This window comes from Nostoc commune NIES-4072, assembly GCF_003113895.1.
In the GTDB taxonomy this organism is placed as follows: Bacteria; Cyanobacteriota; Cyanobacteriia; order Cyanobacteriales; family Nostocaceae; genus Nostoc; species Nostoc commune.
In genome coordinates, this window is sequence record NZ_BDUD01000001.1 from 5,469,828 (window position 1) to 5,494,635 (window position 24,808).

At 43.0% G+C, this 24,808-nt stretch carries 19 protein-coding genes and 2 pseudogenes; 8 read left to right on the forward strand and 13 right to left on the reverse strand.

The annotated features are described in order from the left end of the window. On the reverse strand, positions 1-1,486 hold a 1,486-nt coding region (locus tag CDC33_RS24270), incomplete at its 3' end, for a filamentous hemagglutinin N-terminal domain-containing protein (RefSeq protein WP_181374121.1). Positions 1,487-2,312: 826 nt separating this feature from the next. Continuing rightward, the gene (locus CDC33_RS24275) at positions 2,313-2,936 is read right to left on the reverse strand and encodes a calcium-binding protein (protein WP_109011094.1); all 624 of its coding nucleotides are present in this window, start codon (positions 2,934-2,936) and stop codon (positions 2,313-2,315) included. Between CDC33_RS24275 and CDC33_RS41385 the strand changes: the two genes are divergently transcribed. Continuing rightward, the gene (locus CDC33_RS41385; RefSeq protein ID WP_280524433.1) at positions 2,935-3,057 is read left to right on the forward strand and encodes a hypothetical protein; all 123 of its coding nucleotides are present in this window, start codon (positions 2,935-2,937) and stop codon (positions 3,055-3,057) included. The two genes, CDC33_RS24275 and CDC33_RS41385, sit on opposite strands and share 2 nt — an antisense overlap. Before the next feature lie 66 nt (positions 3,058-3,123). Here the strand turns inward: CDC33_RS41385 and CDC33_RS24280 are convergent, their stop codons facing one another. The 4 genes from CDC33_RS24280 to CDC33_RS37940 form a co-directional block, all read right to left on the reverse strand. Then, positions 3,124-3,654 (reverse strand): calcium-binding protein, encoded by a 531-nt coding sequence (locus CDC33_RS24280; protein WP_219930064.1) that lies wholly within the window; start codon positions 3,652-3,654, stop codon positions 3,124-3,126. Positions 3,655-3,870: 216 nt separating this feature from the next. Beyond that, entirely contained in the window at positions 3,871-6,585 is a 2,715-nt protein-coding gene (locus tag CDC33_RS24285; RefSeq protein ID WP_109011096.1) for a two-partner secretion domain-containing protein, read from the reverse strand. Positions 6,586-6,786: 201 nt separating this feature from the next. After that, positions 6,787-7,221: a hypothetical protein gene (locus CDC33_RS24290; RefSeq protein WP_109011097.1), complete on the reverse strand. Its 435-nt coding sequence runs from the start codon at positions 7,219-7,221 to the stop codon at positions 6,787-6,789. Positions 7,222-7,966: 745 nt separating this feature from the next. After that, positions 7,967-8,212: a hypothetical protein gene (locus CDC33_RS37940; RefSeq protein ID WP_146195859.1), complete on the reverse strand. Its 246-nt coding sequence runs from the start codon at positions 8,210-8,212 to the stop codon at positions 7,967-7,969. 240 nt (positions 8,213-8,452) lie between these two features. Here CDC33_RS37940 and fbp point away from each other — a divergent pair, with 240 nt between their 5' ends. From fbp to opcA, 4 genes are all read left to right on the forward strand, one after another. Continuing rightward, a complete protein-coding gene (gene fbp, locus CDC33_RS24305; protein ID WP_109011099.1) occupies positions 8,453-9,502 on the forward strand; it encodes a class 1 fructose-bisphosphatase in 1,050 nt (349 codons plus the stop codon). Positions 9,503-9,954: 452 nt separating this feature from the next. Continuing rightward, positions 9,955-11,100 (forward strand): transaldolase, encoded by a 1,146-nt coding sequence (gene tal / locus CDC33_RS24310; RefSeq protein ID WP_109011100.1) that lies wholly within the window; start codon positions 9,955-9,957, stop codon positions 11,098-11,100. Between the two features lie 148 nt (positions 11,101-11,248). Beyond that, complete coding sequence (gene zwf, locus CDC33_RS24315) at positions 11,249-12,778, forward strand: glucose-6-phosphate dehydrogenase (protein ID WP_109011101.1); 1,530 nt, start codon at positions 11,249-11,251, stop codon at positions 12,776-12,778. Between the two features lie 99 nt (positions 12,779-12,877). Next, complete coding sequence (gene opcA, locus CDC33_RS24320; RefSeq protein WP_109012692.1) at positions 12,878-14,239, forward strand: glucose-6-phosphate dehydrogenase assembly protein OpcA; 1,362 nt, start codon at positions 12,878-12,880, stop codon at positions 14,237-14,239. 212 nt (positions 14,240-14,451) lie between these two features. Here opcA and CDC33_RS24325 read toward each other — a convergent pair whose 3' ends face one another. Further along, positions 14,452-15,084: a glutathione S-transferase family protein gene (locus CDC33_RS24325; protein ID WP_109011102.1), complete on the reverse strand. Its 633-nt coding sequence runs from the start codon at positions 15,082-15,084 to the stop codon at positions 14,452-14,454. A gap of 141 nt (positions 15,085-15,225) precedes the next feature. Here CDC33_RS24325 and CDC33_RS24330 point away from each other — a divergent pair, with 141 nt between their 5' ends. After that, positions 15,226-16,647: a cobyrinic acid a,c-diamide synthase CobB gene (locus CDC33_RS24330; protein ID WP_109011103.1), complete on the forward strand. Its 1,422-nt coding sequence runs from the start codon at positions 15,226-15,228 to the stop codon at positions 16,645-16,647. A 28-nt stretch (positions 16,648-16,675) separates the two neighbouring features. Here CDC33_RS24330 and CDC33_RS24335 read toward each other — a convergent pair whose 3' ends face one another. The 3 genes from CDC33_RS24335 to CDC33_RS24345 form a co-directional block, all read right to left on the reverse strand. After that, positions 16,676-17,587: an IS982 family transposase gene (locus CDC33_RS24335; RefSeq protein WP_109011104.1), complete on the reverse strand. Its 912-nt coding sequence runs from the start codon at positions 17,585-17,587 to the stop codon at positions 16,676-16,678. A 250-nt stretch (positions 17,588-17,837) separates the two neighbouring features. Then, positions 17,838-18,356 carry a GNAT family N-acetyltransferase gene (locus CDC33_RS24340; protein WP_109011105.1) on the reverse strand — a complete coding sequence of 173 codons (519 nt, stop codon included), beginning with the start codon at positions 18,354-18,356 and terminating at the stop codon, positions 17,838-17,840. A 68-nt stretch (positions 18,357-18,424) separates the two neighbouring features. Next, positions 18,425-18,865: a Crp/Fnr family transcriptional regulator gene (locus CDC33_RS24345; protein ID WP_109011106.1), complete on the reverse strand. Its 441-nt coding sequence runs from the start codon at positions 18,863-18,865 to the stop codon at positions 18,425-18,427. A 690-nt stretch (positions 18,866-19,555) separates the two neighbouring features. Between CDC33_RS24345 and CDC33_RS24350 the strand changes: the two genes are divergently transcribed. Both CDC33_RS24350 and CDC33_RS24355 read left to right on the forward strand, forming a co-directional pair. Beyond that, the gene (locus CDC33_RS24350) at positions 19,556-20,230 is read left to right on the forward strand and encodes a cadmium resistance transporter (protein WP_109011107.1); all 675 of its coding nucleotides are present in this window, start codon (positions 19,556-19,558) and stop codon (positions 20,228-20,230) included. Positions 20,231-20,497: 267 nt separating this feature from the next. Further along, positions 20,498-21,136: a pentapeptide repeat-containing protein gene (locus CDC33_RS24355; RefSeq protein WP_109011108.1), complete on the forward strand. Its 639-nt coding sequence runs from the start codon at positions 20,498-20,500 to the stop codon at positions 21,134-21,136. Between the two features lie 139 nt (positions 21,137-21,275). On the opposite strand, the pseudogene CDC33_RS24360 reads toward CDC33_RS24355, so the two are convergent. The 3 genes and pseudogenes from CDC33_RS24360 to CDC33_RS24370 all read right to left on the reverse strand — a co-directional run. Next, a pseudogene (locus CDC33_RS24360) lies at positions 21,276-21,722 on the reverse strand (DUF4351 domain-containing protein); the annotation flags it as partial. A 93-nt stretch (positions 21,723-21,815) separates the two neighbouring features. Next, on the reverse strand, positions 21,816-24,236 hold the full coding sequence (locus CDC33_RS24365; RefSeq protein ID WP_109011109.1) for a single-stranded-DNA-specific exonuclease RecJ: 2,421 nt from the start codon (positions 24,234-24,236) through the stop codon (positions 21,816-21,818). A 138-nt stretch (positions 24,237-24,374) separates the two neighbouring features. Continuing rightward, positions 24,375-24,659 (reverse strand): annotated as a pseudogene (locus CDC33_RS24370) (GNAT family N-acetyltransferase); the annotation flags it as partial. Positions 24,660-24,808: the final 149 nt, after the last annotated feature.

Here is a 24,808-nt window from a genome sequence, read left to right on the forward strand (position 1 = left end):
CAGTTCCTCCCTCTCCAGTTGATTCTTTAGAAGTGGAAGCTGAAATTCTTGCTCCATTTTGAATAGTCAATTGCCCAGTTTCAATCTTCAATTCTCCAGCATTTCCAGTAGCTTGAGTCCCAACAAATAAGCCGCTTCTACTCTCACCATTTGTTCCAATAAGTTGGATAGAGTCCCTGGCGTTGACAAATAAAGTTCCTCCCTCTCCAGTCGATTCTTTAGAAGTGGAAGCTGCAACCTGCGCTCCATCTCGAACAATTAATTGCCCAGTTTCAATTCTTAATTCTCCGGCATTTCCAGCACCTTGTGTTATGGTAAACAGTCCACTAGGCGTGGGTTTTTCACCTTCAATAATTAGGGAGGTTCCAATGAGTTGGATAGAGTCCCTGGCGTTGACAAATAAAGTTCCTCCCCCTCCTGTAGATTGTAGAGAAGTGGAAGCTGAAATCTGTGAACCATCTCGAACAATTAATTGCCCAGTTTCAATCCTTAAGTCTCCAGCAGTTCCAGACCTTGTTGTCTCAGCCAAAAGACGGCTTCCTCGTAAGAGTTCTACTGACTCCGATGCGTTCACCCCTAATGTTCCTCCCGATTTTGAGACTAGGGCATTAACCGCAATATCAGAACTATCGAATGTAATGCGCCTGCCTTGTATTTGGATACCACCGCCGCCTTCACCACTAGCAGTTACTGTAGTGAAATTGGTAAGAGATACATCTGCTCGCGCTACACTCTCAGGAAAACTTAAGCGGAAATTGTTGTTATCAATATTCAACCCTACCGTTCCCCCTGCTGCCAATCCTCCTAATTCGATTCGACCATCTGGAGCCACCACGAACGCTCCTTCTAAATTCACATCGCCTCCCAATAGCACTAAATTCTGATTCTCAGGAACGAATAGAACTGCTTCATTGACTTGAATCGGCGCAACAGGCTGGGATGAAATTTGATTGAATAGAAATGCAGAAGGATTCACTCTCAGCAAGGGGTTAAGCGGATTGACGGGTGAAGTCATGGAAAATTCTCCACCACCCGGAAACTGGATCGCATTAGCTGTTGTGCCAATAAATGAACCATTAACATTTAATGAGGCACTTTGTCCAAATATGATGCCGTTGGGATTCATTAAAAAGAAATTAGCATTACCTTGAGTTTGAAGTGTTCCCTGGATATCAGAGGGATTTCTCCCTGTAACTCGCACCAAAATATTGTTGATGGTAGGGGCATTTTGAAAATTGACTACCTGCTCACTTGGAATACTAAAGTTGCTAAAACTATGGAATAAATTTGTATTGCCAACGGTTGTACCCCCTGTAATATCCAAGGTAGTGTTGTCGATTCGCTGCACTTGAGTTCCCACAGAAGGATCAGCAGTGACCTGAGCGGATGTGCGTAAGCCTCCTTGTATTCCAATCGCACCCACTAGAATCACCAAGCAGGGCAACCCTAAGTGACAACCGTGACCAAACCAACTTCTTAAACTCACAGAACTTATCTCCTAACCCTTGATAGTTATTTCATTACAAGATAGAACACCACTTTAGTAATGCTTGTGCGAACCTTTCTTTGCCCGTGCCTCTCTCCAGGTAACTCTGCTGGAAGGTTAGGTTTTTGATTACTAATTCTGCTGTTGTCACTGTAATGACTGTATGAATTTTAAGACTTAAGGTGAGTTCGACAAACCTCTCTTTGCCTTGAACTAAAGTTCAAAGCAGTCCCTCTCCGATAGGGGAGAGGGACGATTTTGCATAGTAAAATCAGGAACAGGTCTTTTTGATTAAGCTAATTAAGCAGACACTATAATAAGGCGTAGAATTCACGTTAAGACTTACGCACTTTACCAAATAATCATCCTGCTTATCAACCGAAATAAGTTTTTTAGCCTTTGCAAATCACCCTTTATTGCTTGCGTAGGCTAGCTCAAATCACAGTAAAAAGTCGAGCTAGGCGCTAACAGATGGTTTCCCGACTTCCCTACTCTTAAAGCTTGCTCGCGTAGAGTCTCTGAACAGGAGAAGCAACTGGTGTCGGAGCGGCGGTTCTCCCTCGATAGCGTAGCCCAAAGCCTTCTCTACAACAGGCTTGTCTACGACACCCTATGCGTAGCTTGCTTCTTTAAAAAAATATGCTCAGAGCAAGTCTGCAAGCGTCTGCTTGCGGTAACGCCAAAGGCGAATTGTTAGCGGTAGCGTCTCGTAGAGAGGAACGAGCTTCACTTTTCAATACAGGCATCGCAAAAAGGTAATTGAAAAATCTAATTAGAAGCCTTGAAAACTATACCTGCTATTTTCGTTTTTCTGTGACTGCGTAAGTCATACATTGTTAGCAAATTGAAGATTACAAGGTAGCCAAGCTAACTGCTGATCAACATAGAATAGAGCACCAGTATTTGCGTTATAGCTACAATAACTAGGCAATCCCACACCTCCACCAATTACTGTTATTTGTGGAGATTGATCTATAGGAGTAGGAAATCTTATGTCTTCACTCGGAACTTTTGTTGATCCTAAAACATCAGTTGTAGAGTTAGTCGATTGAATAGCAGGCAAGGTGTTACTATTCTTGCCACCAGTGAGAATGTCATTATCAACTCCTCCTGCTAAGGAGTCTTTACTGGATTTACCTATTAAAGTGTCATTGCCTGTAGAACTTTTAGAGATGGTGTTAGTACCGCTAATAGTAGGGGTATTAATTTTCAGAATATCGTCGTTAACTGAGAAGTCTGTAATTGTATCTATACCGCCACCTGAGTAATATAAGACAAAGGTATCTTTACCACTACCACCAGTGAGTCTGTCATTACCACTTCCTCCCTCTAAGTAGTCATTACCTGCCCCACCTATTAAAGTATCATTGCCTGCATAGCCGTATATTTGATCGTTTACTGAAGTTCCAGTTAAATAGTCGTTTCCAGATGTGCCGTGAATAGTTGCCATGTTCCTTACTCCCGAAGAAATTAGTGTTTCTACTGCTGATTTTAACTGGCAATTAGCATTACAGATGACATTGGTCAAAAAACAAAACAACGCGATCGCAGCTAGAACACCAATTCCGTGATCAAAGCGCGAACCCTATGAGGGGAGTTTGGCTCTCCTAAATTTAGTAGAAAACTTCGCTGGGGAGTTAGATTTCTGATGCATTAATATTATTATTAGCTGTCGAAGTTACTACATTAGTTGAACTCCAGTCAAGGTAACGAGGTAGCCAGGCTATCTGGGAACTTGAATAAAATAGAGCACCAGTACTTGGGTTATATGTAAAAATATCAGCAGATTGGGTAGCGGTACTCGTTCCGAGCGTTTGTGAACTAGTTGTAACCTTAGTAGAGTCAATAGCACCATCTTTATAATTGCTCAGAGATGATGGTGTACCTATAACAGACTGAGAGTAGCCAATAGTAGTTGAAGTAATTTTCAGAATATCCTCGTTAACTGAGAAGTCTGGAATTGTATCAATACCGCCACCTGAGTAATTCAGGACGAAGGTATCTCTACCACTACCACCAGTGAGATAGTCATTATCACCTCCTCCCTCTAAGTAATCATTACCTAGCCCACCTCTTAAAGTGTCAGCGCCTCCATAGCCGTATATTTGATCGTTTCCTTGAGTCCCAGTTAGACTGTTGTTTCCAGAGGTGCCGTAAATAGTTGCCACGTTTGTTACTCCGGGATAAATGGTATTTCTACTGTTAATTTTACCTAGCAATTCGCATTAAAGATGAGATTGGTTAAGAAATAAAACAAGGCGATCAGTTAACAAAAGCCGGAATGTTAGCCACAAAAGTTGCAACCTTAGTTGCGATCGCTTCTGTATTGAGGGTAATTTATAATTGATGATTTCAAAGCAATTACCCAGTTGGCAATCTCAAATCTAAAAATTGCTACGGCAATTAGCTAGGTTCTGCCACGAACTATGAAGTGTGTTTGTGGGCGCATTAGCCGTGAGTACCACTTCACCTTTAGCATTTATCATCCACCCTTGCGCTTCCACAATCGGCGCTGGACTAGAATTATTTGCTTGAGTTGAAACAGTTGTACTAGAGTGGTTTTCACCCTTTGGCTTGAGACTTACCCAATCTACTTTAACTACATCAAGAATGAGAATGTCTTTGGTGGGGTTGGGTGGTAAACCGCCGCGTCCGGTGATCGTAAAACTGCTTTCATTTTCACCAGGACGCACTTCACAAATTTGAGACACTTGAGTATCAACTGGTACGGCTGGTAAGTTAATTAATCCTCGATAGGGGTCAACATTGAGAGTATTGATATCTACAATGCCGCTTAAATCAGGTCTTGTTTGGGAAATTGCCGTAATATCATTCGTATGAAGTTCACGCGGGTCTAAATCCGTAGGGCGCAATCTTTTAAGGTCTTCGGTAGTTAGTGGTGCAATTCCAAAAATCTTAGTAGCGTTGATTTTGACTCTTCCACCACTACCACTAAATGCATTGGCGGTAATGTCGCTGTTTTCATTAGGTTTGGCGACGATGAAGCCATTAGGGGCATCGATGGTGATATTGCCGCCGTTTCCACCAGCCCCTTGAGTACCTGCGGTGGTGGATATCTGACTGCCACCGCCCATTAGCAAAAAGTCCTGCGGTTGCAACTCAATATTACCACCCTCGCCTAATGTGGTTGTAGCTGAAATCATTGCTTGGTTGTCTAAGCTGATAGAGCGAGCTTTTACTAGAATGTTACCTGCATTAGCAGTTTCCTGACCTGCTACGCGAGCAAGCAAACCACTGGCAGAACCATCATTATCAACTATAGTCGGATTCAATTGCTGCTGAAACCGATCAAAGTAAGTCGGATCGCTCCCAGAAATTTTTACTCTGTCATTGGCTGTCACCGTGATATCACCTGCACGTCCGGTGCCGAAGGTACTGGTGATGACTTGTCCGCCACTAGTAGCCTCAAAAGTGTTGACGTTAACAGTGATATTACCGCCTGGGGAGGCATTTCTAGTTCGCGCAATCAAAACTCCTCCGTCTGATACGCGCAATTCTCCAGTCGTCACACTAATATTGCCACCCTGACCAGCGCCTTCTTTCTCAGTAGAAGTTACCAAGCCGCTAGAGAATGCATTATCTGGAATTGGATTAACCCCAGAAATGTTGACAGAGCTAAAAGCATTGACAGGATTGATAGTAATAGTGCCTGCATTTCCTTTTCCAGTGGTTCTGGACAATATTACACCACCCTTAGTTAAGGTAAGTTCCCCAGCCGTGATCTTGATACTGCCACCATCTCCCAACCCAAAAGTATCGCTGGATATAAGGCTATTCTCAACTGAGACGATATTTTGAGCATCAATAATCACGTCCCCAGCACGCCCTTCTCTAGCAGTAGTGGTATCCAATTTAGAAACGTTGGTCAAGTATAAAGACCCAGTTTGAATATTGATATTACCAGAATTGCCAACGCCTGTCTCTTCATTTTGACTCGTAGTAAGAGAACTATTTGCAATAGATACAAACTTATTAGCTTGCACAAATATACCTTTAGTCTCTCCCTCGCCCAAGAGCCTGTTTTCGAGTTTAGCCCCATCGGTTAAGGAGAGCGACCCTGCCTTAATGAAGATACTGCCAGAATTACCTACGGCTTCAAAATCCACGTCATTCCTAATAAAGCTTTTGCCGGAAATTTTCATTTCTTCTGTAGCATCGAGCGTAATATCTCCTGCTGGAGTGCCGTCTGACTTTAAATCTCTTCCTATCCCAGCCTCAAGAGTACTTCGTTCCAAAACATCTAAATTTTGTGCGTTGATTGCAATACTACCTCCTCCTTTGTCAGTTACATTAATTTGAGATCCATTCGTAAGTAATACATCTGCTCGTTGCACTTGTGTAGGGTAATTTGAACGTAGAGTATTACCCTCAACATTTAGCCCTATTGTTGTAGATCCTGCGACTCCTCCCAACTCAATTCGGCCATCTGGTGCATCCAAAGTTGCTTTATCTAAGGTGACATTGCCGCCCACCAACAACAAATTCTGACCGTTATCAACCGATAGAGATGCCCTATTTACTTGAATAGAATCTATCGGTTGATTGGCAATTTGATTGAATAGAAAAGCAGAAGGATTCACCGTCAGTAATTCAGGATTATTAGGAACAGAAGCACTGAAAAAGCCTTGATTCCTAAACTCGATAGCATTGGCTGTCGTCGCTACAAACGAACCACGAATGTCCAGTTGGGCATTCTCACCAAAAACAATCCCTTTAGGGTTTATTAAAAATAAGTTGGGATTAGAAAGACCAGAGGTACTGAGAGTTCCCATAATCTGCGAACGGCTACCACCCGTCACTCGAATTAAAATATTTGCGATAGCCGCGCTAGGACTAACGAAATCGGCTGTTTGTCCTTCGCCAATATTGAATTGCTGAAAGCTGTGGAATAGGTTTTGACCCGCCACGGTTCCCCCAGTGATAGCGCTAATATTGTCTTTGGGGGGGTTAACCACGGAATTAACAGGCAAGGTCGTATCTGCAACCGGGACGTTTTGTGCTTGGGTAGAGCTGAACTCGGCTAGACATAAAAGAAAAATCCCGCCTGTAAGCCAGAATGTTTGAGTGTGCTGTTTCATTTATAACTGGTAATAATTAAGAATTAGCCTAGTACCTGCCGTTTGTTTAGAGCGCACTACTAACAAGCAAATGGCTCTTTTTAAACCAACACAATTGCCTCAACTTTGCCTAAACCTTGGATAGGTTAGTAGGCATTTTAATTGTTGACATTTCGTCCCACTGTGATGCTGTTTTCTAGTACTGCTCTATTTATGAATCCGCTATATGGCAGAGCTATTTGTAGGATTTACCAGAAATGTCAGCGTGTAGCTAGCTTTACGCTTGGTGAATGAGAGCGGACTGTCTCCAGAATTACTGACAGTTTCACGACCAAGCCTCTTAGACCCAGCAAATAGTTCTATGTCAGCTGTGCTATGAAAATTCTGGCTCCAAGGTGCGAGTGGGACATGCTGTTTAGGGAACATAAGAAAGTTCAAACTATTTTCATCGTTGCCTTGGATTATCAGCGATATTTGGTCGGGATTATCTCCGCCAGCAGCAGTGCTGTTGCACACAAGAGATTGTAAAATTAATACTTTCTCCGTTGGGCTAGCGTTTAATTCTCCAGTGTCATTACTTTTATAGCCGTATATTTGATCGTTTTCTGGAGTCGCAGCTAGATAGTTGTTTTCAGAGGGGCCGTGGGTAGTTGCCATGTTTATTACTCCCGGATAAATGAGTGTTTCCACTGTTTATCTTACCTAGCAATTACCACCACCAATGAGATTAATTAACAAATAAAACAAGGTGTTCTCGCGACCATTCACAAATTTTCTAACACCAAGCTCCAGCATAAACAGTGTCAATATTGAGTTATCCTCTGTTTATCCACCGCTTTAGCTGTATCGCAATTATTTTTCCACATAACGCAAAACAAAGGCGCACAGGGAAATTCTGATAAACCAACAGCTTTTAACAAATTAATTTAATCATCGGTTCAGGTGCGATCGCCTGAATTAGTGCGGCGCATATCAGCTAAACTAGTGACAGCATCATGCCAAATATAATTAACAGCATAGGCAACGTAATCCCTTAATTTTGCCGTCTTTAATATAGGTGACTTTTAAGGCCGCTTTTTAGCAGAACCCGTTGTACCTGACTTTTCACGTTATGTGGAAAAATCCACCAAAAACCTAACCCCCTAACCCCCAACTCGTCGCGGGAAGGGGAGGAAATTCAAAGTCTCTTTCCTAAAAAGAGAGAGATTTAGAGAGAAGTTTTGCAAATGACCCAGAATGAATTTACCAGGTTTATAGCTAAAGTCTATCTATTAAAGACTAAGTAAGGGTTGTAGTCCACCCTTAGTGGACTTGGGCTATAAGAAAAGAGAATTTCTTCTCAAGCGGGATAGGCAGGTGCAAGATATAACTCACCCTAAATGCAGAAACTGTCCTGGCAACATCACGACTGAGTGACTCCCGTTAACTCTGAAGTGACTCCCGTTAACTCTGAAGTGACTCCCGTTAGCTCTGAAGTGACTCCCGTTAACTCTGAAGTGACTCCCGTTAACTCTGAAGTGACTCCCGTTAACTCTGAAGTGACTCCCGTTAACTCTGAAGTGACTCCCGTTAACTCTGAAGTGACTCCCGTTAACTCTGAAGTGACTCCCGTTAGCTCTGAAGTGACTCCCGTCACGACTGATATCATGTTCGCTTGATGATCTAGAACGTTTTGCTACCAATAAGAGGACTTTTCAAGCAACCTCTTAGACAAATTACTACGTATCTAGGCTATAAGTGCAAGAGCCACTAAAAATTCATTTCTTTAGTTTATCTAAAGTCGCATCTAAGTTATCAAATTACCTTTCTAAGATAGAAGCAGCAACCATAAGTTGCCATACACGACTAAAACCCAAATTAACAGCTAGTGGCTGCGGAGAACATAAAAATGGCTAAAGCGCCAGATTCAATAGAATCGTCTATCAATGAAATTACAGACAAATCCTTAGATCGTGATTGTACAACCTTATCGCGTCACGTCTTACAGCAACTTCAAAGTTTTTCACCAGATGCACAGGATTTAAGTGCGCTGATGAATCGCATCGCCCTGGCCGGCAAACTGGTTGCTCGCCGCATGAGCCGCGCTGGTTTAATGGAAGGCGTTCTCGGATTTACTGGGGAAGTTAATGTCCAAGGAGAATCCGTCAAAAAGATGGATGTTTATGCCAATGATGTATTTATCTCAGTTTTTAAGCAAAGCGGCTTAGTCTGTCGCCTAGCTTCTGAGGAAATGGAAAAACCCTACTATATCCCGGAAAATTGCCCGATTGGTCGCTATACCCTGCTGTATGATCCAATTGATGGCTCATCCAACACTGATAATAATCTCAGCTTAGGTTCCATTTTCGCCATTCGCCAACAAGAAGGAACTGATAGCGATCACAAAGCAACTGACCTCCTCACCAACGGACGTAAGCAACTCGCTGCCGGATACATTCTATATGGCCCCAGCACAATGCTGGTTTATACTATAGGTAAGGGCGTTCATTCCTTTGTCCTTGATCCCAGCTTAGGAGAATTTATTCTCACAGAAGAAAACATTCGGATTCCTAACCACGGTTCTGTTTACAGCGTGAATGAGGGTAACTTCTGGCAGTGGGAAGAATCAATTCGAGAATACATCCGCTATGTTCATCGCACAGAAGGCTACAGCGCTCGTTATAGCGGCGCAATGGTGAGCGACATCCATAGAATTTTGGTTCAAGGCGGCGTGTTTCTCTACCCAGGCACAATTCAAAACCCAGAAGGGAAATTGCGCTTGCTTTATGAAACTGCTCCTTTAGCCTATTTGATTGAACAAGCAGGTGGTCGCGCCACTACAGGACTGATGGATATCTTGGATGTAGTACCGAAAAAATTGCATCAACGCACACCTTTAATTATTGGTAGCAAAGAGGATGTAGCAAAGGTGGAGTCTTTTATTCAAAACGGACACTAGCACAGCAAGGCGGAAGTCAAAAATCAAAAATCAAAAGTCAAAAGTCACTCATGCTTTAATTTTCGGCTTTTTGGCTGTACTGAAATAGTAAGTTTATTTCTGCCGACCTTAATCAGTGTAAAAAGGCACAATTTAGGAGCAAATAAAGCTTGTAAATAAAGCTTTTTAAATTTTTTCAACTGGATAGTTATTTTTGCCATGCTGCACTAGAAGACGGTAATAAAAGGATCAAGGATGCGTCTAGCATCTGGCATGAATTAAAAGTTAATCATGGTGATTTAAGATTGGCGATGCAGAATAGCACTTCTTAAAGATGTATTAAAGATTATCTCAGCTGGCCGATGCGATAAGTGATTGGCAACGCCACAATTCAAAAGTAAGCATCAAATTTTGATGGGTTTTGCCAACTTACTTAGAAATATCACTATACAGGAGTGAAACAAATTAGAGCTATGTCTACCAATCATCTACTAGAAATTAAGCAATACGGTCAAAGTATCTGGATGGATAATTTGAGCCGTGACATTATTCAATCAGGCGAACTCAAAGACCTGGTTGAAAATCAAGGGATCTCTGGGATTACCTCTAACCCAGCTATTTTTGAGAAAGCGATCGCAGGTAACGTCATTTATGATGCTGATATAGAAGCCGCAGTTCGCGCTAACTTACCCACAGACAAAATTTACGAATCCCTAGTTTTTGCAGATATTCGTTATGCATGTGATATTTTACGCCCTGTTTATGAAGCCTCGAATAGACTAGATGGTTATGTGAGTATTGAAGTTCCACCAACTATCGCCCATGATACTGAAGCAACAATAACCGAAGCCCGGCGGTATTTCCAAGAAATTGGTCGGGAAAATCTGATGATTAAAATTCCCGGTACAGAACCTGGTTTGCCAGCAGTAGAGCAGGTAATAGCCGAAGGGATGAATGTTAATATTACGTTGCTGTTTTCTGTAGAAAGCTACGTAAACACAGCTTGGGCTTATATTCGTGGCTTAGAAAAACGGTTGGCTGAGGGCAAGGACATCAGTAGAATTGCTTCAGTCGCCAGTTTCTTCCTCAGCCGGATTGATAGCAATATTGACGCCAAAATTGATGCTAAGTTGAAAAAAGGCGTTGATGATATTTCTGTGGAAGCAAAGCTAAGAGATGTTAAAGGGAAAGTAGCGATCGCTAACGCCAAGATTGCTTACCAGGAATACAAGAAAATTATCCAGAGCGATCGTTGGAAAGCCTTAGCAGCAAAAGGGGCCACAGTACAACGGCTACTTTGGGCTAGTACCAGCACCAAAGACCCCCATTACAACGACGTAATGTATATCGAAGAGTTGATTGGGCGAGATACCGTTAACACCGTACCACCAGCGACGATTAAAGCTTGTGCCGATCATTGTAACGTAGGCGATCGCTTAGAAACAGATGTAGATAATGCCTACACCCTGATCAAAAACCTCAAAGATCCCGACATCAACATCGATCTTGATGCCGTAATGGATGAACTGTTAGTTGAAGGTATTGACAAATTCATTCAGCCCTTCCAGTCCTTGATGAACTCTTTAGAAGACAAGATCAAGGTATTGTCACCAGTGTAGGGACTAGGGACTAGGGACTGGTGACTGGGAACTGGGGACTGGTAAACAATTTTCCTAATACTAAACCCCCAATACCCAATACCCAATACCCAGTCCCTAATACCCAGTCCCCAATCTCAAAATCCCTAATCCAAAATCCAAAATTCCTATGGTTAGTCTGCTAGAAAATCCCTTGCGCGTTGGTCTGCAACAACAAGGGATGCCCGAACCCCAGATTATAGTTATCTTTGGCGCTTCTGGTGATCTCACCTGGCGCAAACTAGTGCCTGCACTTTACAAATTGCGGCGAGAACGGCGCATACCGCCAGAAACTACTATTATCGGCGTAGCGCGTCGAGAGTGGAGCCATGAATACTTCCGTGAACAAATGCAGAAGGGCATGGAAGAGGCACATCCTGATGTCGATTTAGGGGAACTTTGGCAAGACTTCTCTCAAGGTCTGTTCTACAGTCCTGGGGATATAGACAACCCCGAAAGCTACAAGAAACTAAAAACCTTATTGAGTGAATTAGACGAAAAACGGGGCACGCGAGGTAATCGCATGTTCTACCTCTCCGTTGCCCCTTCATTCTTTCCTGAAGCGATTAAGCAGCTAGGAAGCGGTGGGATGCTAGAAGATCCCTACAAACATCGTCTAGTAGTTGAAAAACCCTTTGGTCGGGACTTGGCTTCTGCCCAAAGTCTTAACCAAGTGGTACAGAAATATTGCAAAGAAAACCAAGTATACCGCATTGACCACTACTTAGGTAAAGAAACAGTCCAGAATTTGCTGGTGTTTCGCTTTGCCAATGCGATTTTTGAGCCCCTGTGGAATCGTCAATTTGTTGACCACGTACAAATTACCGTGGCAGAAACTGTAGGAGTGGAAGACCGGGCTGGTTACTATGAAAGCGCTGGCGCACTGCGGGATATGTTGCAAAATCACCTCATGCAACTTTACTGCTTAACGGCGATGGAAGCACCCAACGCAATGGATGCCGATAGCATCCGTACAGAAAAAGTGAAGGTACTCCAAGCTACTCGTTTAGCTGATGTTCACAATCTGTCGCGGTCAGCAGTCCGTGGGCAATACAGTGCTGGCTGGATGAAAGGTCAAGCAGTGCCAGGGTATCGCACAGAACCAGGCGTTGACCCCAACTCCACCACACCCACTTATGTAGCGATGAAGTTTGTGGTGGATAACTGGCGCTGGAAAGGTGTTCCTTTCTACTTGCGAACCGGAAAGCGGATGCCGAAAAAAGTGAGTGAGATTGCCATTCACTTCCGCGAAGTTCCGTCTCGGATGTTCCAATCTGCTGCCCAACAAACAAACGCCAACATTTTGACGATGCGGATTCAGCCAAATGAAGGTATTTCCCTGCGTTTTGATGTGAAAATGCCGGGGGCAGAATTCCGCACCCGTTCCGTTGACATGGACTTTAGTTATGGTTCCTTTGGCATCCAAGCAACATCCGATGCCTACGATCGCCTATTCCTTGATTGTATGATGGGCGATCAAACATTGTTCACACGGGCGGATGAAGTAGAAGCAGCTTGGCAGGTAGTAACACCAGCCCTTTCCGTTTGGGATGCACCCACCGATCCAAATACTATTCCCCAGTACGAAGCCGGTACTTGGGAACCAGCAGAAGCAGAACTCTTAATTAATCAGGATGGCCGTCGCTGGCGCAGACTCTAAATATTAGTCATTAGTCATTAGTCATTAGTCACTAGTAAAAACAAATGACAAATGACAAATGACAAATGACAAATGACAAATGACAAATCTAAAACTACTATGCCTACCCAAACTTCTACAATTTTCTCACTCCAGGCACCGAAAGATATTTCGCTTAACGAAATAGATGCCGAACTCAATCAAATTTGGCAAAGTTACGGTATTACTGGCGAAGACGGTGGACTTCCCAGTGCTACTAGGGCAACTACATTTACTTTAGTGGTTTACGAACCAGAAGAAACTCAGTATTTGTTGGCTGCTTTGGGATTTTACAACGGCCCAATTGATGGGATTTTAGGGCCACAGATGGTGGCAGCATTGCGAGAAGTCCAAAAGAAACACAATCTACCAGAAACTGGAACAGCAACACCAGAAACTCTGACTGTATTACGAGAAGAATTCGCTAAAGGTCAGCGAGGTGGATCTGGAAGTGAATATCCTGCTGCTGGGTTAAGTAGCGGTAGCCCCAGAATTGCCGATGAAATCGCTCTTCGCAACCCCTGCCGCATCATTGCGCTATTTCCCATTGCTGGCGAAGATGAAGGGGTTAAGGCTCAAGTTTCTGCTTATTGCCCCATCCAAAAGCAATCGTCAAGCACACTCATCTGCTGCGAATACATCACTCTCAGTGGAACTGCTGCTGCTTTAGAACGCATCGGTGGTATGATTCCGGCCTTGTTGATTGGCGGCTTGCCAAAGTTTCTCTGGTGGAAGGCAACACCAGACCCTAACAACGGTCTATTTAAGCGCCTAGCAGCAGTCTGCAATAATGTGATTGTAGATTCTTGCAACTTTAACAACCCAGAAAGTGATTTACTCCACCTACAAGAGTTGGTAGAAACGGGTGTACCTTTAGCTGATTTAAACTGGCGTCGCCTCGCATCATGGCAGGAATTGACAGCTGAGGCTTACGACTCACCTAACCGTCGCGCCGCTCTCAAAGAAATTGACCGCGTTACGATTGATTACGAAAAAGGCAATCCTGGCCAAGCTTTGCTGTTTTTGGGTTGGCTGGCAAGTCGGTTGCAATGGCAGCCAGTTTCTTATGAAAAAGAAAGCGGTGATTACGACATCACTCGCATCCGTTTTATTGCTCAAGAGCAGCGACAAGTAGAAGCAGAGTTAGCAGGAGTTCCGGTTGCTAATGTGGGCGATATTATCGGCGATTTGATTGCCCTGCGCCTTAGTTCGACAAATCCCCAGGCAGATTGTGGTACAGTTATCTGCTCAGAAACTGGTGGTTGTATGCGGATGGAAACCCACGGTGGCGCTCAGTCTGCCGGTCTGTTTCAACAGGTGACTTCACTTTCGGAACAAAAGGCGGAAGCTTTGCTGAGTCAGCAGGTGCAACGCTGGGGCCGCGAGTCACTTTTTGAAGAAAGTCTGGGAGTGACAGCAAATATTTTCAAATTGGCTCATTAATTCAGGTCTAACCCCCCTACCTCCCTTCCCGACCCAGGAAGGGGGGAATTTTTATAATTATTTAAAGTGAATGACAAGGAAAGCTTTGCGAGTTGATAACGGTTTGAAGATGCGTTGGGCGATCGCGTAATCAAATTAGCAGAGAACCTTTGAACATATTTTACCTACTACGGTGGTCATTAGATATTTTGTTGTTACTTTTCCCAAATTTATTAAAAAGATACGTCGTATTCGCCTCCACGCTCAAGTGCCTGTTTGTAAGCAGGTCGCCCATGAATGCGATCAATAAATTCTTTGATCTTTGGTCGGCTCTCCACCTCTTCGGGGAGCATAGCGACTAGTTCAAGAGGAAAGCTCATTTGGATATCGGCGGCGGTGAATTCCTCACCGACAAACCACGTACTTTTACGTAGTTCATCTTCTATGTAGTCAAAGTGAAGTTTGATCTGAGGTGCGACAAATCCACTAACAACGCTGCTGTTCCCTGCCCCAAAATTGTTCAATACTACCCGCATTACCAGAGGTGGCATTGCAGAGCCTTCAGCGTAATGCAGCCAATATGTATAGCGCAGATGCTCCGGTGTATCGGATGCTGGGACTAGCCGACCATTGCCGTAGCGATTAACGAGGTATTCGATGATAGCGCCTGACTCAGCGATGGTGAGGTCTGCATCTGTAATCACTGGTGACTTACCAAGCGGATGGACTTGGCGCAGCGACTCTGGTGCTAGCATCGTTTTTGCATCGCGTTCATAGAATTTGATCTCATATTCGATACCTAATTCCTCAAGCAACCACAGCACACGCTGCGATCGCGAGTTGTTAAGATGATGAACAACGATCATAAAACGTTCCTCTTTTGATGGCTCATTACTATCAGATGTCGGCTAATCTCTAGCTATATTATCAATCTTTTTCAGCATAACTCCCCTAATTGGCTGGTTTTCTTGTTTCTAACTGGTATAAAAATCTCATTTGTTTCATTTATGGCTTTAATCATTGCTGGGGAACGTAGTGGGGTGGGTAAGACAACAGTCACGCTCACTCTTTTAGCATCTTTACGCCGTCGCGATCGCCTAGTGCAATCTTTCAAGGTAGGCCCAGACTACATTGATCCGATGTTTCATCAACATGTAACTGGTCTTCCTTGTCGGAATTTAGACCCAGTGTTGACTTCTGAAGGCTACGTTCAACAATGTTTTGCCCGTCACAGCCAACTGAGTGAATATGCCCTAGTCGAAGGGGTGATGGGATTATTTGATGGAATTTCGTCATTAGTCATTAATCCTTTGTCATTTGCAAGTGACCAAGGACTAATGACTAATGACAAAGGACAAATTACTGATTTTGCAAGTACAGCACATATCGCGCGGCTTTTAGATTTACCTGTGGTGTTGGTAATTGATTGCAGCCGTTTATCTGGTTCTGTAGCTGCGATCGCTCATGGCTACCAGTCTTTTGATCCTCGAATTAAAATAGCTGGGGTAGTATTAAATCGCGTAGGGAGCGATCGCCATCTTTCTCTACTCAAAGATTCTCTAGAACCCCTACAATTACCGATTCTCGGCGTACTGCGCCGTCAAGATAACATCACAATTCCCGATCGCCATTTGGGTTTAGTCCCCACAGCAGAACTTCCCGAACTCAACGCTTTAATTAATCGCCTCGCCGATTTAGGAGATACCTGCTTCGATTGGCAACACTTATTACCCCTGTTAAAATCAAAGCCTCTCCCTTATCCCTTCTATCCCCTTGATCTCCCGTCATTCTCAGTCAGGATTGCAGTAGCCCGCGATCGCGCTTTTAATTTCTACTACCAAGACAATCTTGATTTGCTGCAACAGCTTGGTGCAGAACTGGTTTTTTGGAGTCCCCTAGAAGATGCTGCAATACCAAAAGATGTGCAGGGAATGTATTTTGGGGGAGGTTTCCCAGAAGTTTTTGCCCAGCAATTAGCAGAAAATACTAGCGTTCGTGATGCAGTGAAAACAGCAATTCTTCAAGGAATGCCGACAGTTGCCGAATGCGGAGGATTAATGTATTTATGTGAGCAAATTATCGATTTTGAGGGAAAATCTTGGTCAATGACGGGAGTTTTACCCACATCTGCTGTAATGGGTGGGCGTTTAACTTTAGGCTATCGTCGTGCAATAGCTTTGCAAGATAATCTGTTAGTGAAGGCAAATACAACTGTTTACGGACATGAGTTTCATCGTTCCCATTTAACCTTACCTCCCACTCAGCCCCTATTTGAAACTTCTCGCTACGATTGTGACGAAAATATGGGATGCGAGGGATGGGGTTTACCTGCAAATATTCACGCTTCTTATATTCATCTGCACTGGGGGGAAAGTGAAGAAATTCCCCAGCAGTTTCTTAAAGAATGTCTGAAAGTAGCACCTTCATGAACGTGGATTTAACGTGAGTTCGACGGAGCTAAAAAACGGCAGGAGGTAGTGCAGGTAAATCTTTTGGGTAAATATCAATCGACGGTTTTTTGGGCAAATAGGTGTAAGCAGCCAGTCCAGCCATCAGATTGACCAAAAAGTTAAAGACACTACGATGTCGAGAGTGTTCTATTTGACACATATTTTTGAGATGGTCATTGACAGACTCAATTACCGCCCGTTTGCGTAAAAGAATTTTATCAATCAGTTTTACCAAACGGTTTTTCATCTTCTTTTTAGATTTCGTAACTAACTCTAAACCTCGCTGATATAACTCCTCAAATAATTTTTGTGAGATATATCCTCGGTCTCCAAACAGTTTACCAATTAAGTCTTTGGTCATATCAGGTACTGGCTTACGGTCATCTACATTAGCTGGAGTTAGCTTGAATGCCAGTAATTCTCCACAATCGTTAATAATCAAATGAAGTTTAAATCCAAAATGCCAGCCCACAGAATTTTTACCCCATTTCACTAACCCCTTAAAAACTTTATGGGCGTGTGCGCGACAATTGTGACAAACGTCTATCGGGGTAGAATCAATAAAACTAATCCCTGTAACCTCTCCCGTGCGTGTATGTAAAAAACAACACAATAACATTAAACACCAAGGCATTAGTTCCACAAACCTGGTGTAGCTCACCAAGTTGGGAAACGCTCCACGCCAACTTTGTAGCACGTGCAAGGTGTAGAACTCCTTGAAAGTCTTATAACCACTACCGTGAAATGCGATCGCAATTGTCATCACCTCTGATAAATGCATTTTTGATTTGCTGCGGCGCTCTCCCTTTGTGGATGGTAACTGTGGCACTTGTTGCCACAAGTTCTCCCACTGATTGCAAAAATCATCTACGTCACAGAAGATTTGTACGATATCGAGGTGAGATACAATGGTAGACATAGCCGAGACCCTCATTTTTCTTAGATATTTTTAGTCTCGGCGTTTTTTTGTGCCTTTTTTGCTCATTCTCAATCAATCTTAGCGATCGCACTTCGCCTGTCCAGTTAAGCAAATTCATATCTAGCAAGCTTTTTGGGCTTTTCTATCCGTCGAACTCACGTGGATTTAAGCAAGCGCAAAACCCAGTTGAATGAATTTAAAAGTATCAGAGAATGTTTTTATTATGGAAACCTACGCTTCAAAAAAAACCTCAGAAGGTCAAGCGGTAAATGAATTCATCAGAAGGTTTGTCTTTAACAAACTCTGCGTTTCGATTGATTTTGTGCAATTGGAACCCAAGCCTCTCGACCACTTTACGGGAGGCAATATTGTACTGGTTTACCGACGCGTGTAGTGTGGATAAGCTAAAGCGTCGTTGGGTTTCGGCGATGGCTAGAGAATTGTAGATGTTAGCGTATCCCCGGTTCTGGAAACCAACAAATGTCATAAAGCCGATTTCCGCATATTGATCATCAAAAATACCTATCTCGACAACACCAACGTGTTGGTTTTGGGGAGTTATCGCAACCCATTTCAGCCAGATCATAGTCTCGTTATCGGGTGATTTTTCTAGCGCGGCAAACTTGAATTTTTGTTTAACCTCCATGAAAGTCGGAATTTGATCCTCAAGATATTCGTACAGATGTGGGTTGCTTATACAGGAGTAGAGGATATCGGCGTGCTGTTCCGTAACCTTTTCTAGGCGCAAGATTACCGCGTCTGCTGCCATGATTTTTCTGATTCTCTTCTATTAGTTTCGTTAGATTTACTTTCGACTGTTCAAGATTGACTTGATTATTAACTGCGTAAAGAGGTTACATTCAGATCGTCATTCAACTTACGAATCAGACGGGATAACTCACGAATGATATTCACTGCAATTTCAGGGGTTTCTTCGATCGCATCATACAACTGCTCTTGCGTCAGTTCTAAAAATTCACAAGGTTCTAAAGTCGTTGCACTGGCAGAACGAGGTTGAGTATCAAATACTGCCATCTCACCAAAGTATTTTCCCTGTTCCACCTCTGCCAACTGTTTATTGCCAATGTGAACTTTAACTCGGCCTGAAACGACAATATAGAGCGATCGCCCTTCTTCTCCCTGGCGAAAAATCGTGTAATTAGCTGGAAATGACAATTCGTTCATTACTGAAGTGAGCCGCACAATAAAATCATCCCGCAATTCCTTAAAAATTGGGACTCGCCGGACAAATAATAAACGGTCAACACTGGTTAGCATAATTACAAGTTAAATATCAAACATTACTGTAAATTTTAAAACTGAAGCCACGCGATTAGTCATATTAACCGATGTTGAACGCTAGCGGTCAAGAATATCTTAAACTTTCCCCAGACCAAAAGAGAGATTATTGGGTTTATCCGAAAAGTATTTAGGACTTACGCACACTCTACGAATTCTCGGCGCTCTTGGCGTCTTGGCGGTTCGAGAAATTAAGCTTTTTAGCAATTTTTGCGTAAGTCCTAGTATTGAATGCCTACGGCGGTAAACTACGCAGAGAAACTCCTCAAACTCAGTATTAGTTTTCTCTCGTTCCCATGCTCTGTGACTGATTAGGGCTGCTGCTTCGGGTCAAACATTGAGTCAGAGTCTCAATGAATGCATTCCAGGAACGAGGAAACGAGGCAAACATAATCGTTAAGTTATGAATCACTTTTATTTATCGTTTTAAAAAACAAGAGTATTTGCTCTTATTTGGGTGAAAGCCATAATATTAACTTCATGAGCTCCCAAGGTACCTTGCTGAGAAAAAATCACCAATCTGATTAGAGGCGATAGCTTCTGAAAACTGGGGAACTAGCGATCGGTGGTCGTTAGGTAAAACAGTCATAAAATCTCCTGAACTGCCCTGACATCAAGGAACAGAGAAGGACTAGGACAAACAGCATTGAATTATCGTGAGCAGCAATTATGAGTTGGCTAATTAGTACATTAATTATTGGAATCTCTGTCGCTTTTGCAACCACCTTTGACGACAATTTATATTTGACAGCTTTCTTCGGAAAAGTCAATCGCAGCTTTCGTCCTAAGCATATTATTATTGGTGAATTTCTGGGTTTCACTGCTTTAGTATGCGCTAGTCTCCCTGGTTTCTTCGGCGGTCTGCTTATTCCCAGCACCTGGATTGGATTACTAGGTTTGCTTCCCATCGCCATTGGTATCAGTAATCTCATCAGTCGAGAAGAGGAAGGAGAGACAGTGCAAGCTGTGTCAGTTGACTTAACCTCTCCTGTTAAATCTGGACGCCAGAAGAAATCATTATTAGCAACCATCCGCGATCCGCAAACCTACCGCGTTTCTGCTGTCACCATTGCCAATGGAGGAAACAACATTGGGATTTATGTACCATTATTTGCCAGTACCAATCTTCCAAGTTTAGGTGTAATTCTGTGCGTTTGCTACTTTACTGTTGGGGTGTGGTGTTTACTGTCTTACAACCTGACTCGTAATCCTCTCATGGCTCCCGTTTTAACTCGCTTCGGTCGCAAAATTTTCCCCTTTGTCTTAATTTACTTGGGACTCTCTATCTTAATTAAAAGTGAAACATATCGGCTTTTACCTAGTCTGGCAATGCTTTCTAATTAGGTATGAGGCGATGTCTACGAGGGGCGTAGCTGCGGCACCCGATCTGAAAACTCGAAATTATTGATGGGTGCTATCTCGATGATGTAACCAAAAAAATCAGCGATCGCTTCCCATCCAAAAATATTTTTAATCACTTGAATTTATCAATTGGAATCACAATAATATTTGATGTTATCAATCAAGTTATCTAAAGTGAGAATAAAGCACATTATTGATGGCTGTTATAAAAGTAAGCCCACCACTACGAATCATCAAAGGAAGCAACTAATGAATAAACCAAATCCAAAAAAATTAACTCAGTGGATCGTAACAGCAGTATTTCTGGTACTTGTAATAGGATTTTCGCTCCTTGACCAGCAAGCAGTTAAAGCTCAAACACTAACACCATCTGTACCTACAGAATCTGAGCTAGCTCCAGTAATATCTCCGGTTACATCGCCAACGGAGTCTGTTACTGCTCCAGTAATATCTCCAGTTACATCCCCAATAGTGTCTGTTGCAGAAAACGTTAGACGTTTATTACAAACCAATGAATGTGTTGGATGTAATCTGACTGGAGCAATGCTAAAGGACGCAAATCTGCAAGCGGCAAACTTGGAGGGTGCTAACTTACAAAATGCAGATTTAGAAAGGGCTAACTTACAGCAAACAAATTTACAAGGGGCAAACTTTCAGGGAGCAGATTTAGGTAAGGTAAACCTTTTAGGAGCAAACCTTGTGGGAGCAAACCTATTTGATGCAGACCTAGAGAAAGCTAACCTGTTGGGAGCAAATTTGCAAACCGCTAACCTACAGGGCGCAGACTTGGAAAAGACAAATCTTACAAATGCAAATATCCAAGGGGTTAACCTGATGGGGGTTGATTTAGAAGATGCAATCAGACCAGAAGGATTCACTGTTCAGTGATTAAGCTGAAGTTCTCCGTGCAAATTTAATAAAAAATTTCAATTGCCTGATTCAGTAATGAATACAGGCTTTATTTTTTAAAATGTGAGTTCCACGGGTCAGATCGTGTCCGCTTGATTACTTGTTAAACCCTAATTTTCTAGGTTGTTTGATTTGCTTCCAACCAGTTAAGTAAATCCTCAAGGGTTGTAAAATCCAATAAAGCCTCGCCAAGTGCTTCTAATTGCTCTAGGGAAAGAGTTTCAACGCGCCCCCGAACCTCTTGTGGTAACTCTCCTACCCGTTTTTGTAGTTGCCGTAGCACAAGTGTTTGTCCTTGCTCCTGTTTTCCCCGCTCGTAACCAATGCGTTCGCCTGTAGTAATGTAGCTCATAGTCCGCTCCTGCTCAAATTCTTTAAACTCTTGCCAAAATTCTGCTTCTAAGGCTTTTGGTAAAATCATAACCCAATCAATAAATCGGTAAAGGTTACGAATATCTTTTTCTTGCAATCCTAATTCATACAATCGGCGAATCAAGCTAAATTTCCAAGCTTTACGTTCTCCTAGCTTTTTATTTGTTTGCTGTGTCTTCAAATGCGCCATTACTCCCGACTTCTTGGAGAAGTCGGGGATCTGAGGCTGGCGATTTTCATCAATATAGAAGGGATTTGCCCGAAAATAGCAGTCGAACTCAGGTTTTTAAAAGTTTGTACCCATGTAATTGTCGGAACTTGCGATCGCCACAATAGTAGATAAAGGAACTTCAGCAAAATACTCTCGCTGAAACTGTTCTTCTCTGATAGCATCTAAAAATCGTTCCACTGCTGCTTCAGCCAAGTTTTCTGCATTATCGCTGGGATGCCAGGTGATTTGCAAATAACGGTCTTGTCGTTTGACTGTAAACCCTAAATATTTTAAAGCTTTGATGCCTACAAGTAAGGTTTGGTCGGTAATGCCGATTTTCTCTAAAAGTTGGACGCGCGTAACTAGTTGATTTGTGCGACTAAGATATTTGGCAATTCCTACAAGAGTCAGCCAAATTTGATTGGGTGGTTGGAGGTTGGGTTTAGACCAAGCGATCGCTAATTGTTGTGAACTACTTATCGTTAGACATCGCCGCAACCACGCGCGTAAATCATCCCAGTTTGTAGGACAATCTTCGATAATCAGTGCTGAGTGCTGAGTGCCAAGTGCTGAGTGTTCTTGATTTCGCAAATCCAAGATGAGTGGTGTTAGCGATCGCGGGGCGTTTAGTCCATTCTGAGTCCTGTGTGCTGAATTAACACTGGGACGCACGGCAATTAATCTGATTTCATAACGTTTTTTGAAGGTGTTATAGTCTAATTCTGCTATGCAATCACACCTTCCTATGGGCAATTCATCTTTGTAGTGCCCCCACCATATACCAGGAAAAGCACTTCTGCTGGAATCATCCCGAATATCAAACTCGGTTTTAATGTACTGTACCTTTTTCCCTTGCCAATCCTGCTGATTGCGATGCCAAGAATTTTCAAACCAGCAGTTTTGAATTAGCAATTTCGGAACAGGATTACCCATTCCACATGGTTCTAGCAATTTCATCTCCAAAAATAACTCTTTCCCCAAGTCTGCGACTGTTACCGTCAAGTCTGCTTGCACGGTAGGCGTTAAGGTTGTACTACCTAAAGATTGCCGCAACTGCTGATTAATCGCTGCTGTAAATAAAGGAATATTCTCCACCAACAAACTCAAACCTGCTGCAAAGGGATGTCCGCCAAAACGATGTAACAAATGTGCTTGGTCTTTTACCAGTTGGTATAAATCAACTGAATTCACGGAACGGGCGGAACCACGGGCTAGAGATTGGGGATTAGGGATTGGGGATTGGGAAAATTCCTGTCCAGTCCCCAGTTCCCAATCCCCAGTTCCCAGTCCCTCTGTACTTAACAAAATAGTCGGGCGACCTGTTTCTTGTGCTACTTGTCCAGCGACTAAGCCTAAGACACCCGCAGGCCATTGGGCATCTTCTAGGACGATGACGCTAGTGGTTGATAAGTCTAATTGAGTAAGTTTTTGTGCTACTTGCGCTTGCACATCTTTTTGCAAAGATTTGCGACGGGTGTTTGCGAGTTCTGTAACTTCGGCTAGTTCGTTACAACGCTTGGCATCTCGACTAGTTAATAATTCAACGCAAAAACTGGCATCGCCTTGGATGCGGCTGACGGCGTTAATTCTTGGCCCCAAACCAAAGGAAATATCTGTGGGGCGATCGCCACTTTTCTGACACAATTCTAATAATCGCCCCACCCCCGGACGGCGACGCGCTGCTGCTGGCTGTTGAAAATCTGCTTGCAGTCGTTGAATTCCCATCTGTGCTAAATAGCGACAATCTCCACTTAACTGCACTAAGTCGGCAATTAATCCTACTGCTACTAAATCTAATAAATCCTCTAACGGATGTTTTGCAATATTAGGCAGACTTTGATATAATCCTTCCACTAACTTATAAGCTACCGCTACCCCAGAAAGATTGAACAGGTGATGTTCTCTGGGCAAATAACGAGGATTAATAATTGCTGCGACGGGTGGACGTTCGGCAGGTAAGGTGTGATGGTCTGTAACGATTACATCTATACCTAGTTGTTTGGCATAGATAATTTCCTCAATGTTTGTGCTGCCTGTGTCGCAAGTCACAATTAATTTGCAACCTTGTTTTGCGAGGTTATCAATCCCTTGATTATTGAGTCCGTGAGATTCTTTCAGGCGATTGGGAATATAGTAAATTAACTGAGTATTTTGTGTAAAAAATTGCCCTAATCCATCCCAAAGTAGAGATGTAGCGGTAATCCCATCAGCATCAAAGTCTCCCCAAATGGCAATTTTTTCTTTGATGTTATATGCTTGTTGCAACCGGGCGATCGCTAAGTGCATTTCTTGCCCAAACTCAAAGGGACTCGCTGGTTGATAAGCTTTGTGGTTGATAAAAGCTGTTAATTGTTGATGATCTTTAATTCCCCGTTGCCACAACAATTGTGCTGCATATATTCCACTTGATGCGGGTGTATACTGTTTCACCGCTTGGATAAACCACTCTGGGGGTTGTTCGGTTGCTGCTATAATCCACTGTTGTTGTTCTGGCATAGTTAAATCGGAGATTGATCCTCAGTTGTTTGAGATTCACCTGCTAGGGTAGGACTTACGCAAACTCTACGATTCTTGGCGTTCTTGGCGTCTTGGCGGTTCGAGAAATTAAGCTTTTTAGCGCTTTTTGCGTAAGTCCTATAGGGGATTGAGAACTACTTCATTGGCGACGCTATCAGGTTTACGGGCGCGAATTGCTGGACGCGTAGGCGTAGCCCGTCGTAGACATCGCTTGTAACCGGCTCTTTCAGCTTTTTGGTGTTCGTAATCAATCAATCTGCCATAATATTCATGCTTGCTTAAATTCATCGACAAGAAAATATGCTGGCGGATATTACCAAAACCTTTGTGGTTAAAAAACTTTAATGCTGAAGTATTGGTAGGATCAGTGTCTACCAGCATAAACCGTGCCCCATCTTGAACGCACCCCAACTAATTGCTTGCAATATAGTTGGGGATTCTTTCGCTAGGAAACCCTAAGATTTCTCAGCGTATCCAGAGTTACTGGCGTTCTCAGTGTGTCGTTGGAACTTTTGCCTACGAACACTCTAGAAAAGTGCTTATCTCCTACA

Coding starts and splice junctions, on each gene's coding strand:
- CDC33_RS41385 (WP_280524433.1), top strand. CDS start 2,935: ATGTTCCTTACTCCCGAAGAAATTAGTGTTTCTACTGCTGATTTTAAC.
- CDC33_RS24275 (WP_109011094.1), bottom strand. CDS start 2,936: ATGGCAACTATTCACGGCACATCTGGAAACGACTATTTAACTGGAACT.
- CDC33_RS24285 (WP_109011096.1), bottom strand. CDS start 6,585: ATGAAACAGCACACTCAAACATTCTGGCTTACAGGCGGGATTTTTCTT.
- CDC33_RS24290 (WP_109011097.1), bottom strand. CDS start 7,221: ATGGCAACTACCCACGGCCCCTCTGAAAACAACTATCTAGCTGCGACT.
- CDC33_RS37940 (WP_146195859.1), bottom strand. CDS start 8,212: ATGATATCAGTCGTGACGGGAGTCACTTCAGAGCTAACGGGAGTCACT.
- fbp (WP_109011099.1), top strand. CDS start 8,453: ATGGCTAAAGCGCCAGATTCAATAGAATCGTCTATCAATGAAATTACA.
- tal (WP_109011100.1), top strand. CDS start 9,955: ATGTCTACCAATCATCTACTAGAAATTAAGCAATACGGTCAAAGTATC.
- zwf (WP_109011101.1), top strand. CDS start 11,249: ATGGTTAGTCTGCTAGAAAATCCCTTGCGCGTTGGTCTGCAACAACAA.
- opcA (WP_109012692.1), top strand. CDS start 12,878: ATGCCTACCCAAACTTCTACAATTTTCTCACTCCAGGCACCGAAAGAT.
- CDC33_RS24325 (WP_109011102.1), bottom strand. CDS start 15,084: ATGATCGTTGTTCATCATCTTAACAACTCGCGATCGCAGCGTGTGCTG.
- CDC33_RS24330 (WP_109011103.1), top strand. CDS start 15,226: ATGGCTTTAATCATTGCTGGGGAACGTAGTGGGGTGGGTAAGACAACA.
- CDC33_RS24335 (WP_109011104.1), bottom strand. CDS start 17,587: ATGTCTACCATTGTATCTCACCTCGATATCGTACAAATCTTCTGTGAC.
- CDC33_RS24340 (WP_109011105.1), bottom strand. CDS start 18,356: ATGGCAGCAGACGCGGTAATCTTGCGCCTAGAAAAGGTTACGGAACAG.
- CDC33_RS24345 (WP_109011106.1), bottom strand. CDS start 18,865: ATGCTAACCAGTGTTGACCGTTTATTATTTGTCCGGCGAGTCCCAATT.
- CDC33_RS24350 (WP_109011107.1), top strand. CDS start 19,556: ATGAGTTGGCTAATTAGTACATTAATTATTGGAATCTCTGTCGCTTTT.
- CDC33_RS24355 (WP_109011108.1), top strand. CDS start 20,498: ATGAATAAACCAAATCCAAAAAAATTAACTCAGTGGATCGTAACAGCA.
- CDC33_RS24365 (WP_109011109.1), bottom strand. CDS start 24,236: ATGCCAGAACAACAACAGTGGATTATAGCAGCAACCGAACAACCCCCA.